The following is a 17,510-nucleotide window of genomic DNA, read 5'->3' on the forward strand; positions in this document are numbered from 1 at the left end:
GAACGAAAGCCAGTGTCAACTTCTGACAATCAATGCCGCATTATTGCCCTGTTTAACCAAGCGGGTGGTGTCGCCAAATCGACACTAACCCAAAATTTGGGATACCACCTAGCGCGACGAAAACATCGTGTTCTCCTCATTGACCTAGACCCCCAAGCGTCCTTGACTAAATTCATGGGGCTAGTGCCATCTCAGTTACAAAAAACCGTTGCTGATGCCATTATCGACGAGCAGCCCTTACCGATTCATGAGGGCATTCACGGTATGGACTTGGTTCCAGCAAGCCGAGTCCTAAGTGGAGCAGAAATGCAGTTAGTCAGTGCTGCGATGCGCGAGTTGCGCCTTAAGGAAGCCGTTGAATCTGTTCTAAATGAATACGACTTCATTCTTATAGATTGTCCCCCCAGCTTAGGATTGCTTTCCTATATCGCCTTAGTCGCGGCCACACACGTACTCGTCCCCGTTGAAACCCATCTCAAAGCCTTTGAGGGAACCGACGAACTTTTACAAACTATCACCCACGTAAAAAATAAAGCTAACCGTAAAATCACTATAGCCGGGTTTGTTCCCACTCGGTATGCTCAACAGAATTCAGCCGATAAACGCGCATTAGCAGCCATCCAAGAACAACTTTCCGCTTGGGGTCGGATTTTCCCACCTATCCCCAGAGCTACCGCTTTTGTCGATGCGTCAGAAGAACGTGCGCCCCTAGCAGTATTTGACCCGAAACATCCTGTAATCGCTATTCTTGAAGAAATCGCCAAGGCTTTGGAGGCTTTATGAACCGACGCAAACAAACTGACAAACCCTTTGGGGGTCAAATTACAACTCCACCACCTGCACCTTGGTTATCCTCACCAGATGGCGAGTTGCCAGCCGCTACTGAAACTACTATCAAACTTTCAGATATAGTTCTGCCCCAACACCAGCCCCGACGATACTTCGACCCACAAGCATTAAAAGAATTAGTCTCGTCAGTTAAACAGCATGGCATTCTCCAACCTTTGTTGGTGCGTCCAATTGGTGGAGGGAAATACGAATTAGTAGCAGGAGAACGACGCTATAGGGCAGGGCAGGAAGCCTTACTTGAAGTCGCGCCTGTGGTTGTGCGTGAGCTATCAGATGACCAAGCGTTTCAGTTGGCTTTGATTGAAAACCTGCAACGAGAAGACCTTAACCCTGTTGAAGAAACTGAAGGGATATTGCACCTGTTGGAAATCCGGCTGCATTGCGATGTAGAAGCCGTCAAATCCTTGCTGTATCGAATGAAAAACGCTCACAGTAAGGGGGAACAGCCGTCAAAATCCTCATTAAATGAATCTAGTAAAAACGTTTTTCCTAACTCAGATAATCCACAAACTGAGGACAACATTTCTGACCAGTTAGCCGATGAAACTGAATCTAGTAAAAACGTTTCTCCTAACCTAGATGAAGAACAATCAAACACGGTACAACAGGTGTTTGAGAGCCTGGGACTCATGAATTGGCTATCGTTCATCACCACACGCTTACCTTTGCTCAATCTGCCCGAAGAAATTTTAATAGCACTGCGTTCCGGTCAACTGGAATACACCAAAGCACAAGTCTTGGCGCGGGTAAAAAATAATGAAATCCGAAAAAAACTTTTGTCCGAAGCGATCGCTAACGATTGGTCTTTAAGCCAAATCAAAGAAAAAATCACCGCTTGGACGGATGATGAACTTACGCCCGACTCGAAAGCATCTAACCAAATACCAGACCGCCTTCAAAATATCACCCAGCGCATTAAAAAGCGTCAGTTATGGAAAGAGCCTAGAAAGCAAAAGCAGCTAGTAAACCTTTTGAACAAGCTCGAAGCCTTACTAGGGGATGAGTGACTTGGGGTAAATTGTCAGGTAATCTCTACTTTTAGAGTCTTTTTACCTTTGGTTCATGATTGGGTGCGAGGGGAGAAACAGAGATGGCGCAAGATTCACAGATTCGAGCATTACTCAAAGCTTGGTTAGATTATATCCATGTTGAAAATTTGAGTAATGCCAAAGTAGAAGCTGACGATTCAGAACAACCCAACATCTGGGACTCTCTCGTAAATCTGGTAGGCGATAAATTATTAATAGACGAGTCTTTATTTAAAAAACTAAAGCAACCGTTTAAAAGTGCAAAGAACTTTGAGCAAACAAAATTACCATCAATTGCTGTAGCTTTCCCGCAGCAATATGTAGTTGAATCGAATCGCCGTCAATTTCGCCCGTTGTTCACAATCAACGTTTCGACAATATTCGAGGGCAATTATCGCAGTAGCGGATGGGATTTAACTGAGTACGAGTTTCAGCCTGTTATTCCCAATTTGATGCAATGGTACGGGCTAGAGGAAGAAGCGGCTGAGTCACTGGTGACAAGGGAGGGTTTGAAAGTTTTTCTCGAAACTACTTTCAATCGTCCCTTTAAAACGCTACAAGATTTTATGGGGCTGATTGAAATACCGCCGTTCCCCGTGCGGTCAAAACTTCTCCCTTATCTATTGGATTTTGACTACGCTGCTTTTAATTACAACCTAAAAAAAGATTTTCAGAAAATTAGCGACCAGAATTACTTTCAGTGGTCAAGACCAGGACATCCGGCTTACGAATATTTATTTGGACAACCAAAAGCACCTCAACATGAAGTACTTTTTTTGGGTGCTTTTCCAAAATCACAGCCCGATGACTATCAAGCACTTGCTCTTAAACATTCGCAGTTAAATCCTATTACTGCTGTGATTGGGCCACCGGGAAATGGCAAGACCACACTGTTGTTACATAAGATAGCGCAGCAAGTGGTACGTCGAGCCGTGCAATTAGCAACAACGGGTGAAGATAGAAGTAACCTAACTGTGGTAACAAGCACTAACAAATTTGCTGTAAATAACGTTGAGAAAATCTTAGCCAACAACTTGACCTCTGACCATTTCTATCTATCAGGAGGCTCAAAGGATTTAGTTGAGAGCCAAGTGTTACCTAGCTTGCAAGCTGCACTCGATTGGTTAGCCAAAGAAACATTTAATTACGATGAATGGGAGTCAGCTAGGCAAAAATTGTTAGCTGGGGTTCAGCAAATACAAGATCATAGACAGCAAGACGAGCATGATCTCCAACAGAAAAGTGCTGATGAACAATTATTAGAGTCGCTATGCCGAGATATACAATTGCTTGACGAGGCAATAAAAACCTCTGCATTTAAATCTTCGTCACCATTAGAATTTGACCGCGACTACAATAAGTTTCCACTAGAAGCTTACCAGCAGATAGGACAATATCTTAGCAGTGCTATACGTTCTTTGCCGTCTGAAGATTACAGGCAGAATAAGAGTAAAAATGACTTCTGGTTTGCCCAGATTTTGCAGACGATTAAACGATTCTGGCAGTCGATAACCAAAACCAGCCATCGTCATGTTCTCAAACGCTTGCACAAACAGATAGAGATGCCTGTGTTGGCGACGCTGGCCACCCCATTTCAATTTCAAATCCCACTAACAACTGAATCTCTCATCGCCGCCCAGCAGAGCGTTGACCAGCTTATTGCAGAAGCATTGAACTGGCAGCAACAACAGAATGGTATTGACAGCACACCAAAACAGCTAGATTTATTACAGCAACAACTGACTAACCTGATTACTCGCCGTTCTCAAATCGAAAACCGACTCGCTACTTATCCCACCAAAGATTTATACAGTCGCTTCTACACTGAATTGCACTCGCTGCAAGTAGAGTTATTTGAGTGGTCTTGGCAATTTCAGCAACAAGAAGCTCTGCGACGGAAAGATGAGGTGATAGCTTCCTTTAGGACTTACATTGCATTATTGAATGGCGAATGGGATGCTTACCGTCAGTTAAGTCTAAATTGGAAAAACATTTATCGGGATATCAGTCTGTTATTTCCAGTGTTTCTTTGCACTTTGCACTCTATCCGCAATTTGTTACCCTATCCCGATAGTGGCTGTATTGACCAAGTAATTGTAGATGAAGCGGGTCAGATTCCACCACATCAAGTTTTCCCTGTTTTAGTGCGGTGTAATCGGGCTTTGATTGTAGGCGATCCGTTGCAATTGGAGCCGGTTGTTAATTTGAGCGACCAGAAGAAAGAGGAATATCGCAGCAAATCTTTTCTGGAACAGGGACTTACAGATGTAGATTATGACCGCTACAGCCCCACTGCTTCTACAGCTTATCACCGAGCGGCTGGGGCATCAGGGCAAATCCAAGATATTGGTCAGGGGATTATCCTTAAATATCATTACCGTTGCGTTCCGATGATTGCTAATTTTTGCGATCGCTTGTGCAATTACGGCATGATCATCAAAACTGAACCAAAAACTTCTCGGTTAGGTACTAACTTGATTGCTTGCAATGTAGAAGGGAAACTAGAAAACAACGTAAATTGGGCAGAAGTTGATGCGGTAGAAGCGTTGATTGAGGAGTTGTTAGCGGCGGGTTATTGCTTAAATCCTACTGATTCTCTTAACGAAATTGGCGTGATTTCACCTTATCGCCGTCAAGTAGATGCACTGACTCAACGCTTAAAATCTCGCTGGACAGATTTTTCAAAGCAGAGCATTGGCACAGTTCACACATTTCAAGGGGGTCAGAAATCAGTAATAATTTTATCGACTCGCCAATGTTCTGCAACTGATAGTCTCTGGTTTATTAATCGTCGGCCTAATTTACTCAATGTTGCTGTTAGCAGAGCGCGAGAACTGTTTATTCTGGTGGGGAACTTGGGGCGAATTTCTGAAGGAGGGAATACGAGAGAGTTGGTGGAATATATTAAGGAATTTGGCGAGATGCGATAATTTTAATCACTGTAACTAAGCAAGCTTTTTAATACGAATCGCACTCATTACAACACACCAGATAAAGCCTGCTTAAAGCTTGCAGCATCTTTAAAATAGATTTCAGGTTTATCTACCAGAGCTTGATCAATTAATTCTGCCAATTGTTTTGGAATTGAAGCATCGCGTTCACGAATAGGCACAGCGTTAGTTTGCAGGACTGCTAAAAATGGGTCGCCAACAAAATTGCGGGGAAAAGCACCAGTCAGCATAAAGTATAAGCAAGCAACTGTAGCCCAAATATCTACCTCCGGCTTGGCATACTTAAAATTAATCACTTGCTGCCGAGGCATAAAAACAGGTGTCCCAGCTTTAGTTCCGCTCCTAGTTTGACCGCTTAAACCTGCTTGGTCAAATGCTTTTGCTAAACCGTAATCAGCAATTTTAGCGGTGCGATCGCCATTAATGTTGGTGATGAAAATGTTACTAGGCTTCAGGTCACGATGTACCAAACCTCTTCCTCTACCAAAATTTCCGTCAGCAAGTTTTACATAGGGAATATCGGCTTGGTGAGCATATTCCAATCCGTCTAAAACTTGCATAATAATTGATATAGCTTCATCAATAGATAATCTGCCACCTCTTCGTTGCATCAAATCAAAAACGGTGCCGCCGTCACAATATTCCAAAGTGAAGAAAAAAATGCCATTATAATAACCAGAGTTTAACAGCTTAATAATATTGGGATGGTTTAAAGCTTGGGTGTTATCAATCTCTCGTAAAAACCTTTCTGTAATCTCAGGGTTACTAGCAACAGCAGGTAACATTATTTTAAGTGCCACCTCCTCTTTAGTTTCGTTGTGACGAGCCAGGTAAACAGCACCAAATCCGCCTTCCCCAAGCTCTCTTAGTATGCTGTAGCCTTGAATTGACAGTAGATCCGATTTACCAGCATTTGCTTGCTGCACCAATTGTTGCACATTCTCGGAAAGTTCTATTTTACCTACAGAAGAAATATTTAATCCAGGTTTATTTACTTTAAATTCGCTGACTTCCTCAATGCTGACTTGAAATACAGTGTCACCCAATTGAATTTCATCGTTGGGTTTCAAATCATATTCTGGAAAGGTTAATTTTGCACCTTCTTCTGGAGTTTGTTCTGGTTGGCGTTGTCCAATTTTTGTGCCGTTGACGAAAGTACCGTTTCTACTACCGAAGTCGCGCACACGGATGTCAGGAGGGTTAATATCTAGCAAGCAGTGGTAGCGGGAGATGGTGCGATGTGCTTCGTCATCGGGTAATTTGGGGTTACAGTCGGGGGAGCGACCTATGATACAGGTAGTGCGTGAGTCGAAGATAAATTCTTGACCTTTGAGAGTACCTTCGGTGATTGTGAGTATGACTTTGGCAAACATTTCAATTATTGCTTCCTATATTTATTTTTAAACTTCTCCTATTGCCGAACTAAATTTGTTTAAATAATCCTTTACTTGTTGGTAATTGGCTATCTCGCTTTTTGCCAGATATATTTTTGCTGCATTCTGAATGTCGGCTTTTCCCCCTTTGTAATCACCAAGTTCCAAGCGAGCACTACCTCTTCTAAAATAGGCTTCGGCGTTATTAGAATTAAGTTGTATTGCATAGTTAAAGTCTTGAATACCTTGCTGATACTTACCTAGCAGGCAATAAGCGTCACCTCGTCTAAAATAGGCTTCAGCATTATTAGGATTAAGTTGTAGCGCATAGTTAAAGTCTTGAATTCCATACTGATAGTTACCTACCAGACAATAAGCGTGACCTCGTTTAAAGTAAGCTTCACCATCATTAGGATTAAGTTGAATGGCACAGTTAAGGTCTTCAATTACTTGCTGATAATTTCCTAAATGGTAATGAGCTATAGCTCGATTCAAATAACCTCTAGATTCTTGGGGGTCGAGATATATAATACGACTACAGTCTTCAACAACTTGCCAATAGTTTCCCAGATTAAAGTGATAAGATGCTCGGTTGTAAAAAGCTTCAATGTCATAGGGATTATGCTGAATAGCAAGGGTATAATGCTCAATTGCCCTATCTTCTAATTTCTCAACATCTCTTATTTGCCTAATTTTGTAATGTACTCCTTTAGGTCGCAGCCAGCCGTAACCCGCGCAGCCAAGAGTGTAAAGCAGATTTTGGAAGTCTTTTTCGGTATAAGACGCAGTACCACTGCGAGTAAGTGCTAGAGTTATTTCTTCATCTGAGGGGTCGCGGTTTTCTGGTAAAGTAGCGGCGTAGGGCGTGCATAAAGTCAGGAAATTTTCTAGATAAGGTTGCGCCCCCTCGTCCCAGTCAGCAGGCGGTTGGTCTTCTAGTTCCCAGTCTAAAATCCACAGCTTCAACGTTTTGTCACGGCTTGCAGATAAAGCAAATCGACCATCTGTACTCAAAAAGACTGAGTTCACCCAGTCTGTGTGCCCTTCAAAAGTATGCAGACAGCGACCCGTTCGCACATCCCAGAGCTTCAGCGTATGATCAGCACTTCCAGATAAGGCAAATCGGTTGTCTGCACTTAGACTTACTGAAATTACGCTATCTGTGTGCCCTTCAAAGGTACGCAGACAATGACCCGTTTGCACATTCCATAACTTTATAGTTTCACCACTCCCAGACAGAGCAAATCGGTTGTCGATACTTAAATACCCTGAATTCAAACCCCGCAAGCCAGAGTCCCACGTAATGTAATCACCAAATTCTAAGTCAGCAAGTTTAGCGTTTCTCTCCTCAATTTGTATGCGTTTCTCGTCTGGGTGTTCAAAAGTACGCAGACAGCGACCCGTTTGCACATCCCACAGTTTTAGCGTCTCGTCATGACTTCCAGACAAGGCAAATCTGTTATCTGCACTTAAACAGACTAAAGTCACAGATTTTGTGTGTCCCTCAAAAATACGCAAACAGCGACCCGTTTGCACATTCCACAATTGCAGCGTATGGTTAACGCTCCCAGATAAGGCAAATCGATTATCTGCACTCAAACAAATGGTATTTACCAATTCTATATTTCCTTCAAAGGTACGCAAGCAATTACCTGTTGCCACGTCCCACAGCTTCAGCATTTCATCCCCATAGGAAAGAGCTAATTGGTTATCTGCACTCAGACACACTGCACCTAAATAATTTGCGTTTCCACCAAAGGTACGCAAGCAATTACCTGTTGCCACCTCCCTAAGTTCTAGAGTTCCGTGGCTAGTTCTAAACAAAGCAAATCGATTGTCAGCACTCAGACAAACTCTTTCTACCTTTTCAGGGCTTTTAAAAGTTATACTTTCCCAAGCGCCTGAGAATGCCTTACGGGGTAAACGGACATAGAGACTTGTCCATAGGTTCATAGCTTCTTCGCTACGAAAGTATCCTGGTTGCGATCGCGCCAAGCGAATATGTTGGGCTGTTGCTACATAGTCACCTTTATTAAAAGCTATTCGTGCTTGTTGTATTTCTTGCTCGTAAATTAAATTGATAGAAAGCACTGTTTCTGTTGCCAGAACCTGCGATAGAATCATTGGTGCTAGATAAGAACTTTTGTTGTAATTCATGCTGTCACTATCGCGTCCTGTCAAGGGGATAGTGGCATGTATAACACCTTGCCCCTGCATTAACCCTAATACCCCAGATTCGTCTTTTAATGTATGTAGGCAGCGCCCCGTAGCTACTTCCCAAAGCTTAATGTTAAGGTCATGACCCCTGGATACAACGAATTGTCCATCGTCACTTAGATATGCTGTGTGTACCCTATCTGTGTGTCCTTCTAAAGTACACAAACACCGATGTGTAGTGACATCCAATACTTTTAAGACACGGTTTTCACGCAATAGTGCAAGTTCTTCCGGTTGATAGTCCTCGTAGAAGTGAGGATACATTAATCTGAAATGGTGTATGGTATTTCGCCGCCATGAGTTAGGTAAACGCTCTTGAGCAAATGCCAGTACTGCTTTTACTTCCTGTTGTTGTGCAGCTTCCTCTTGAATGCTCTCCAGGGTTTTAATTGCCGTTGAGCAATCATCACGCTCTAAATGTACCAAAGCTAAGAGATAGTAAGCTACCCAATTAAAAGCATGGGACTGGCGCACCTGTTCCATATCTCTGACGAGAACATCATCGTTTATCTTGGCTTCTCGCCACAAAACCAAACCCCGGTTATATGTAGATTCAGGATGATGCGGTTGTATTTTAAGTGCCTGTTCCCATAACTGTAATGCTTCAGATTTTTTTCCCAAGTCCAGCAATGACACTGCTCTGTTATTGAGACTATCTGCTATATCTTTGCCCGTTTTATGTGGTTGTCGCGGGTGAGCTTCCCCCGTCACCTGTTGGTATATTTCTTGCAATTCATTCGCTACTTCCAGCATATCGTGGGGGCGCTCATCAGGATTTTCCCGAAAACAGCGCCGCAGTAATTGCGCCAGTGGCACTGGTATATGAGGCAACTGGGGATCATCTGTTCCCGTCTCCAGGTAATACTCCAATGCTTCAGCAGCTACAGTGCCATGCGACCAGGTTATTTCCCCTTGGAACATTTCCAAGACGGATATAGCCCAACTCCATAAATCGGTGCGTCGCGTCAAGGTTTTCCTGGTTGCCTGCTCTGGCGAACAATAGGCTGGTGTCATTGCACCACCACCATTCACTATTAAGGTTTTTTGCTTGCCAGATATTCCATTAAAATTTGGAAGACTGAGTACAGTTGATATATTTGGTGCGTTGGCTAAACCAAAATCTGTAACTTTTACCACACCTTCAGCAGTCATCATCACATTGTGCGGCTTCACGTCTTGGTGAATCAACCCCTGTTCGTGGGCATAGTGCAGTCCCCAAGCAAACTGAATTGCAATATCCAGAATGCACGGTAAAGATGCTGTTGCTCCCCCTCCATACAATGTGCGATTCTTAATCCAATCGTGTAAGCTTCCCCCCGCCACATATTCAGCGAATACTACAGGACTACGATCAATACGTCGCACGTAGTAACAGCTTACAGTGTGGGGATGTAAGCCCAAATTTACCCAAGTTTCAGCCTCGCGTTCAAAGTTTTCCACACCCCCCGCCGCTTCCACGATTTCTGGCTTGGGAATTTTTACAGCTAGGTCAATATTCCAACCTTGGTGTCGCACCTTATAAACCTTGCCAAACCCCCCCTCTCCAAGGATGTCGGTAACTTTGTACAAATCCAGAATGATATCTCCAACGTTCCATTGGGCAAAATTCGAAGGCATGATTTCCCTTGTCTGTATATGCTGTCAACTAGTGTTGTTCTGGGGTGTAAGATGTTCAAGATATTTACTTAAACTTTTGTCCACTAGCAGAAACAAAGTTATTAGTTCCCAATGTTGCAGATAGCACAAACGTCAGAGCTATGGTTGTTTTTTTCATAATAAATGATTCCCGTAATTTATCTAGGGTAAGATGAGATCAAGATTCAAATTGCACTGCCTATTACTTTTTACCTACACACTAATTTGTTGTTTTTCGGTCAAACATACGGCAACACCTTTCTCGTAATAAGCTGCTTCATTGATGAAGACTGGGTAAACTATTGATTTACCTTCATAAGCAATAGTTTTGCCCTCAAAAGTTAAAAACATCGGCTGACCAGGATTGAGAGGTTCATAATCTTTAAACTGTAGATTTGGGTGAATCATCGCTTGAATCTCTCCATGCTCATTTCTGGGATAATCAATAGTCCCTACATGTTGATAGAGCGTGAGCGTGTCGTTTTTTAGTGAAATTGAACCTTGGTTAAACGCCTCTACATAATCCAAAATTTCATAAATCAGTTTCTCCGTTTTCTGAAACAAATCTGCACTCAACACACCTTGAGGTACTGAACCAACTTCAACAGCAAAACCCAATTCACATTGCGAAATAAAGAAAGAATCTTCTTCATGAGATTGAATATAAAGAACCTTCACCAAAGGATTTATTGAACTCAGATATGCTGCTAATTGCAACAAGAAAGGATGAAGCTTAATAATAATCAGAGTCAATCCCATGTTTGCAGTCGTGCTGTGCAAATCCACAAAGATACTTGTCTGCGATTTATTTTTCGGTTTGAGGATTTCGATAATCAGTCTTGCCTGCCTATCTTCATTGCTCCTGAGTTCCAGATTTTGCAGGTCTTTTTTGTGGAATTTGCGGTTTAAGTCATCGTCGATGTAACGCCTGCCTTCTGCAAAGGCTTTCGGATTGCCCAACAATGTTAGTGTTTCAAAGCTAGATCGCTGAATTAGGTGAGGAAATTGCTCAAAGAGTTTAGTTATATATACTCCTGTTAGTTCATTCCCGTGGATTCCACCAATAATTACGGCCCGGTGGATTTCTTGGTTGCTTTGGTTCATGTATAGTTACTCGCTCAATACTTGTAAAAGCATGATAAAAGTAATACTATGCTTTTACAAGCTTGTATTGGCATAAAGTTAGATTAAATTGGCATAGTGCTTAATAGGTATGGAGTTAGAGAAGCTAAAATACTTTACTGTTCTGGCTGAAGAACTCAACTTCAGTCGATCTGCTGACCTCTTAGATATTGATCAGCCATATCTGAGCAAGCATATTCGCCGCTTAGAAAAGGACTTAGGATTTGAACTGTTTGACCGAGAGAGACGACCACTCCAGTTAACGCCTGGGGGAAAAGTTTTCTTTGAAGATGCTTCTGAGATTATTAGGCAGGTTGAACGGGCGAAGAGACGAGCATACAGAGCTAGTCTCGGCGAGGTAGGAAAGTTGACGATCGCACTTAATAGTTCAATTACTAACAGTGTTCTGCCAAATGTACTGCAAGCTTTTCGCTCCCATCGTCCTGATGTCGAGCTAGTTTTATGTGAGTTAGCACCGAATGAGCAAATACAGCAGTTGCTTGATTACCGAATTGATATTGGTTTTGATTTTTTGCCCAATGATAATCACCCAGATTTAGAGTCCATAACCATTTTGTCAGAGTCACTAGTGATTGCTTTACCTGAGTCACATCCACTAGTAGCTAAATCCCAAATTCCACTCAAGGCATTAGCGAATGAACCTTTTGTTTTACCTTCACCAAAGGTAGTCCACTTCTATCAGCAAATTATTAATTTTTGTGAACAGGTTTTTGGTCATGAACTAAAAGTTGTCCAACAAGCAACTTGGATGCTGACCGTATTGAGCTTAGTTGCGGGTGGAGTTGGGGTGTCTTTGCTGCTAAAAAATGCCCAAAATATTCAGCGTCAGGGAGTTGTGTACAGACCAATTGAAGGGAAGAACCTGAAAATCGGGATTGTTGCGCTTTGGCGGCGTGATGACAAATCTAATGTCTTAAATGAGTTTCTAGAGGTTGTCAGGGATATAAGCCGCAGATGGGAAAGTAAGAAAGGTCGTGGAGAATTTGCGAACTCAGGTTAAATCTAAAAAGAAGATGAAAAAGCGCAAAGTCTGAGCGTTGGCTGACGGCGATCAGAACTTTGTAAGAACCGTTTGGTAAAACTGATTGATAAAATTCTTTTACGCAAACGGGCGGTAATTGAGTCTGTCAATGAGCATCTCAAAAATATGTGTCAAATAGAACACTCTCGGCAACGCAACGTGTGTTTAACTTTTTGGTCAATTTGATGGCTGGTTTAGCTGCTTACACCTACTTGCCCAAAAAACCGTCGATTGATATTTACCCAAAAGATTTGCCTGCACTACCTCCTGCCGTTTTCTAATCGTCGAACTCACGTTTCTTACTTACGCCTCAGTCCATAAGTAAACGCCTAATTATTATTTTTTAGCCATTAATTTTCATCTATGCTTTAACTTTACAGTGTCTCATTTCCCAGATTTAAGAACTCGTGGCTCGGAGTCGGCGTAGCGGAGTGGCTCTTGCGGGCTTGCAGGATCTAGTCGGCCCAATCAGTAATCTTCATGCCCGTAAGAGCCACCGACTCCGAGAGCGTAGCGGTCACGAGTTCGGTCTACTTGGCGTAGCTCACAGACTAAAACCACGATCCTGCTGTCGCTGCTTTTGTTGCTCCTCCCTCAAATGAGCTTCTAATTCCTGACTCCAATCAGGATTATGGGTTTTGAGTCTTTTCCCCTGTGGCAACAATTTTAATACTGCACTAGCGGCTTTATTCCCTTGTTCATCATTATTGAATGCTACGACAACCCTATTGAAAGTCTTGAGAAATTCCATAGGTAGGTTATTCGGGTCATCAGCTACTATCAACATGGTTCTAGTTGCTGGTAGCCCCTTGCAACTTGAAAGAAGGTAGGTGGCGGCTGACATCGCATCAATCGGTGAAGAACACAGAAAGACGTTTTCCACCTTGTCCGTTGGTTGCCCTCCCAATCTCAGATAAAACCAACCATAAGGTGTAGAGGTGCTTTGGTCGTACTCTACAGTGCGATGATTTTCTCTAGGCTTTGACCAAACTAATGCGCCAGTTTTTTCACCATCTAAATCACGCTTGATAAATAAAATATTTCGTTGCTCATCCATGTAAAGCAACTGATTATTATGTAATCCTTGCGAAATATAATCTGGTATATAGCGTTTCTCGCTTAAGTACTTGTGCAACACTTGCCAAACAACTGTATCCTCTGGTGGTGGAGTGAACTGGGGCTGTTGCTGTTTGCGTTCAATCTCTTGAAGAAACTTTTCTAACTGCTCAACTGGGAGTGGTTTAACAGGTTTGAGCAATAATTCATGAATAGGTTCATCATCACGTTCTGGTTGGTAGTCAACGCCACGATGTTTTTGCAGGCCAGGGAAAGTGTAAGCTGCACCTAGTTGTGTGCCACTAAAAGCTTGCCCATCTTTCTCATAAGAAATGCCTTTAGACTTACCATTCCTAGTCCATCCTGTTTTTACACTAATGCCAGCTTGCTGCAACCGCATAATCAGCATTGGCATTTGGGGATTATCAACTCTGGCTCTATCAATCGTCTGCTGAACTGACTCTTTGATGGTGCGTTGTGGAGGAGAATCACGTTGTCCCTGTGAAAATTCTTCTTGTTCTCGCCTTATGCGTCTAATTTGTCCGGTGCTGGGTGTGCGATTCAGTTTCTCTCTGCTGCCCTGGACTTGCACTAAATCATAGTCCTGCTCAATCTGCCGCAGAACTTTTTCAGAGCGAACATAATCCCAAGAATCATGGACTAACAGCCCAGTATCCATCCTGATCCGGCTGGCTGCAATGTGGATGTGGTCGTCATCGGTGTTGTGGTGGCGGAAGATGACAAACTGATTGGCATCAAAGCCCATTTCCTTCATGTAGCGATCGCCAATTTCGCTCCACTTCTCATCATCTAATTTATCACCCTTAGCTGCTGACAATGAGACATGGTAAACAACACGTTCTGCATCAGAATTTAGTTGTCTCGACAGCTTAAATTCCCGTGCCAATTCACGGGCATTTCTCCCGCTCATATTGCCGCCGATTAGTTTAGCATCTTCGCGGGATTCTAAATAATCCAACAGCTTGCGAAAACCTCTGCCTTTAGTCTGCTTCCCAATCATCCTCTTCCTCTTCATCCTCCCAGTCGTCAGATTCAACATCATCTGAGGCAATGTCTCGTCTGCACTGATGCAACAGTTCTAAAAGTTCTCGTAACAGTTCTGGTTTTGCTGGTGGAGTTCGCCCCATTAATATAGCTATGTTTGTGGCTTTAACAAGCTGGTTTAGATTGTTGCCGATTTGCCCTAATTCCCAATATGTTTGTAGACTAATTTTACTCAACCGTTTTGGTAATGGACGCATCAACGCATTACGTCTCATCAGTTCACTTGCTGACATCCCCGCATCAAGTGATTTTATTCGCAGCAAGTCTAGTTCAATATCACTTAATCTCACTGGAAAAATATGCTTTCGGACTAGAGCTTTAGACTGCTTGCGGTTCACCATAAGTGGAGAATATCAGGGACATTGCGAGGGGGGTTTTTTAAGGGGGGTTTCCCCACTTGAACCAGTCTGCCGTTCGAGCGCAGCGAGACAAAGCGTAAGCTTTGAGGCATGGCTGGCTTCTAGCCCAAATACGGGGGTGGCTAAGGTGTCGTGTGCTACGTATATACGGAGGGAACAGCAGGGGGCTGAAGGCAGGAGTATAAAGGCGTAGCCGTGCTGCTAATTATCCTACAACTTACAAGGGGGGATAGCAACGGCGTAGCCGGAATTTGAATCAAATCAAGTAGTCGGTAAATTCTGGTTCGGCGTAGCCACTATAGAGGAGATAAAAACGGTGTAGCTGCTATATAAAAATTCTCTGATTTAGCGAAGCTGGCACACAATATAATAGTCTGGCGTAGCCACAATACGAAAAGATAATTCAGCGTAGCTGTTTTAAGTAAAAGTCTAGATTCAGCGTAGCTGTAATAGCCAGATTTTTTAGCATTAGCTTGAATAAGAAGACCAGCGAAGCTGCCACACTAAAAAGTATAAGGCGTAGCCGTGATGCGAAGAGGTAATTCGGCGTAGCCGCAATAGCCGATTTTTGTAGGATTTTGAAAACTCTCTTGGTGCAAATTATTTTAAATAGCCGATAATTATTAGTTAATCGGTATTCATGAGTAACCATGAGTGAGCATCAGAATTCAGAAGTGATTACGAAAGAGAAGATTGATGAAGCTATCAAAGCACTTAAGGAACAGAAGCCGAAAGAGCGAGAGTCTGTATCGGATAGAGAAGCTATTAGAAAAATGAGGCGATATATCGAGAAGCTAACATCCTCTAAGTATGGGTATACTTACGATGAAGTTTCAGAGATGTTGAAGGGTCTGGGCATCAATTTGAGTGGCAGCAGAATCAAATATTTATTGGGCGAGTTGAAGAAAAGCAGCCGTCGCCAGAAAAAAACATCTACAAGCGACGATAATAATCCGTCATCAAATCCGGCTACTGAAACTCAGCCAACAGTTGTAAATACTGCATCAGATCAAGCTAGTAGTGAATCGGATAAATCAACAGTAAATAGTGCAAAGGGCAAGAGACAAAGTAAACAGCCAGCACCGCAGCAGCAAGAGGCTGAATCAAACCTATAATTAGAAAAATCCTATGAATATAGAATTATTAATTGGAACATGGCTGTTAACGGGAAGCATTTCTCTAAACAGCGACATAAAATTTATCGGTGATGAACCAGATCCGAATGGTGTCGAAAATTGGTTGAATGGTAACAGCAATAATTTAATTGCTCAGGTAGAAGCAACCGAAGGGCTAACTCTAACTATCTCATCAGATGGGAAATTTTTTGAAGAAAGAACAGGCGAACCAAAAGTTTATTGGTATGACAGAGAAGGGGTATTGGAGTCTGAAGTTATACCGTTTAACGGTCATCTAAGTTTCTATGACTCTAAAGCCTTCTTATTGGTTGATGATCTGGTATCGTGGGCTGTACCTAGCGATGAAGTTAATAAAAAAAAGCTTAGATACGATGATGGGGACACGAAAATAGCTGATAGCATTGAAGTTCAAGGCTCACAGCTTATACGAACCATCTCAGTAGTAACGGATGAACTTTACTTAGATAGAGTAATTATCGTATACAAAAAAGCAAATAAGTGAAGGTATGCGCTAGCCACTTTTCATCCTCGTCTAAGTCAGCCAAATTTTTATTACTACCGCTATTAAGACTATCTACATAGCAGGAGTAATATTTTTTCTTTCCGTAGCCCAGCCAGCAACAACATAGAAACAATGGCATCCTAGTTTTAGTCTTTGAACGGGTCAAGTTAGCCACATAATAGGAATCAATATGGGAGAAGCTAGAAGGCGTAAAAAGTCAGACCCCAATTGGGGTAAATCGGGAGGATTTAAAAAGTCAGACCCCAATTGGGGTAAATCCGAAGGATTTAAAAAGTCAGATCCCAATTGGGGTAAATCCGAAGAATTTAATCATCCCAACAAACCTAAAATCACCTACTTGACTGAATCACATCCCGATTATCAAACCGCCTTTGACATTAAAAATGCTCACTACGCTGGCAAAACTCGTGTTTACCTTGTTCGCTTAGATTATGACGATGGTGAGTATTTTATCGGCGCAGTCAACACATTCTTAGTCGGTACTGAAATTACAGTCAACGCCATCTGGACTCCCTACCCCAACAGCCAACGCACAGGTCTAGAAATTCTAGACAGTATCCGTCGAGATATTGGTTTAAAAGCTAGAGACGAAATGTTTCAGGCCGATGCTGTTCTGATCGACTTTGAATCTGACTGAATAAATTAGCAGTTTGGTACTGGTGATGATTCTGATTCAGCAATCAACATCGGGAAGTATGTACGTGCTAACCACTTTTCATCGTCGTCTAAGTCAGCAAAATTTTTATTACTACCGCTATTAAGACTATCTAATAGCAGGAGTAATATTTTTTCTTTCCGTTGCCCAGCCCTAGAAGCATTACAATTCTCAAAGCTTTAGTTTAATTAGACTGATGACGTTCACCTATTCTCTATACCCAGATAATTGGTCAGAAATTGCCACGGCCGTTAAGCAACAAGCCCAGTGGCGTTGTCAAAAGTGCGGGTTACACTGCATAGCCCCTGGTGAAAAAACATCACATTTAACACGCTCAAAACGCAGGGTGTACACCCTACAGGTTCATCATTGGGACAGAAACCCAGCAAATAACCACAGAAGCAACCTTATAGCTCTTTGTAGTGCTTGTCACCTTTTATACCATAGAGGTGGGAAATCAAATGTTTCACCGGGGCAGCTATCTTTGTGGTAAATAAGT

The 17,510-nt window shown here is 42.5% G+C and carries 12 protein-coding genes and 1 pseudogene; 8 read left to right on the top strand and 5 right to left on the bottom strand.

Annotation, left to right across the window (positions count from 1 at the left end; translation table 11 throughout):
• Positions 1–12 precede the first annotated feature (12 nt).
• The 3 genes from FD724_RS34390 (at position 13) to FD724_RS34400 (ending at position 4,807) form a co-directional block, all read left to right on the top strand.
• Positions 13–783: a ParA family protein gene (locus tag FD724_RS34390; protein ID WP_179076171.1), complete on the top strand. Its 771-nt coding sequence runs from the start codon at positions 13–15 to the stop codon at positions 781–783.
• Positions 780–1,856, top strand: a complete 1,077-nt coding sequence (locus tag FD724_RS34395) for a ParB/RepB/Spo0J family partition protein (protein ID WP_179076172.1) — start codon at positions 780–782, stop codon at positions 1,854–1,856. The genes FD724_RS34390 and FD724_RS34395 overlap by 4 nt, the downstream gene beginning before the upstream one ends.
• Positions 1,857–1,939: 83 nt before the next feature.
• Entirely contained in the window at positions 1,940–4,807 is a 2,868-nt protein-coding gene (locus FD724_RS34400; protein ID WP_179076173.1) for a DEAD/DEAH box helicase, read from the top strand.
• A gap of 47 nt (positions 4,808–4,854) precedes the next feature.
• Here FD724_RS34400 and FD724_RS34405 read toward each other — a convergent pair whose 3' ends face one another.
• From FD724_RS34405 to FD724_RS34415, 3 genes are all read right to left on the bottom strand, one after another.
• Positions 4,855–6,201, bottom strand: coding sequence for a protein kinase (locus FD724_RS34405; RefSeq protein ID WP_179076174.1), 1,347 nt, complete (start codon positions 6,199–6,201; stop codon positions 4,855–4,857).
• Positions 6,202–6,228: 27 nt separating this feature from the next.
• Positions 6,229–10,035, bottom strand: a complete 3,807-nt coding sequence (locus FD724_RS34410; protein WP_179076175.1) for a protein kinase — start codon at positions 10,033–10,035, stop codon at positions 6,229–6,231.
• A 231-nt stretch (positions 10,036–10,266) separates the two neighbouring features.
• Positions 10,267–11,157 (bottom strand): aspartoacylase, encoded by an 891-nt coding sequence (locus FD724_RS34415; RefSeq protein WP_179076176.1) that lies wholly within the window; start codon positions 11,155–11,157, stop codon positions 10,267–10,269.
• Positions 11,158–11,266: 109 nt separating this feature from the next.
• Here FD724_RS34415 and FD724_RS34420 point away from each other — a divergent pair, with 109 nt between their 5' ends.
• Both FD724_RS34420 and FD724_RS34425 read left to right on the top strand, forming a co-directional pair.
• Positions 11,267–12,196, top strand: coding sequence for a LysR family transcriptional regulator (locus FD724_RS34420; RefSeq protein WP_179076177.1), 930 nt, complete (start codon positions 11,267–11,269; stop codon positions 12,194–12,196).
• Positions 12,197–12,259: 63 nt separating this feature from the next.
• Positions 12,260–12,498 (top strand): annotated as a pseudogene (locus tag FD724_RS34425) (transposase); the annotation flags it as partial.
• A gap of 263 nt (positions 12,499–12,761) precedes the next feature.
• Here FD724_RS34425 and FD724_RS34430 read toward each other — a convergent pair.
• Together FD724_RS34430 and FD724_RS34435 are read right to left on the bottom strand one after the other, a co-directional pair.
• Complete coding sequence (locus FD724_RS34430; protein WP_179076178.1) at positions 12,762–14,294, bottom strand: relaxase/mobilization nuclease domain-containing protein; 1,533 nt, start codon at positions 14,292–14,294, stop codon at positions 12,762–12,764.
• On the bottom strand, positions 14,275–14,679 hold the full coding sequence (locus FD724_RS34435) for a plasmid mobilization relaxosome protein MobC (RefSeq protein WP_179076179.1): 405 nt from the start codon (positions 14,677–14,679) through the stop codon (positions 14,275–14,277). The genes FD724_RS34430 and FD724_RS34435 overlap by 20 nt, the downstream gene beginning before the upstream one ends.
• A 668-nt stretch (positions 14,680–15,347) precedes the next feature.
• Between FD724_RS34435 and FD724_RS34440 the strand changes: the two genes are divergently transcribed.
• The 3 genes from FD724_RS34440 to FD724_RS34450 all read left to right on the top strand — a co-directional run bounded on the left by FD724_RS34440 (position 15,348) and on the right by FD724_RS34450 (position 16,993).
• The gene (locus tag FD724_RS34440) at positions 15,348–15,812 is read left to right on the top strand and encodes a hypothetical protein (RefSeq protein ID WP_179076180.1); all 465 of its coding nucleotides are present in this window, start codon (positions 15,348–15,350) and stop codon (positions 15,810–15,812) included.
• A gap of 13 nt (positions 15,813–15,825) precedes the next feature.
• A complete protein-coding gene (locus FD724_RS34445; RefSeq protein WP_179076181.1) occupies positions 15,826–16,335 on the top strand; it encodes a hypothetical protein in 510 nt (169 codons plus the stop codon).
• Between the two features lie 190 nt (positions 16,336–16,525).
• Complete coding sequence (locus tag FD724_RS34450) at positions 16,526–16,993, top strand: hypothetical protein (protein ID WP_179076182.1); 468 nt, start codon at positions 16,526–16,528, stop codon at positions 16,991–16,993.
• Positions 16,994–17,510 lie beyond the last annotated feature (517 nt).

This window comes from Nostoc sp. C057 (genome assembly GCF_013393925.1).
GTDB classification, from domain to species: Bacteria; Cyanobacteriota; Cyanobacteriia; order Cyanobacteriales; family Nostocaceae; genus Nostoc; species Nostoc muscorum_A.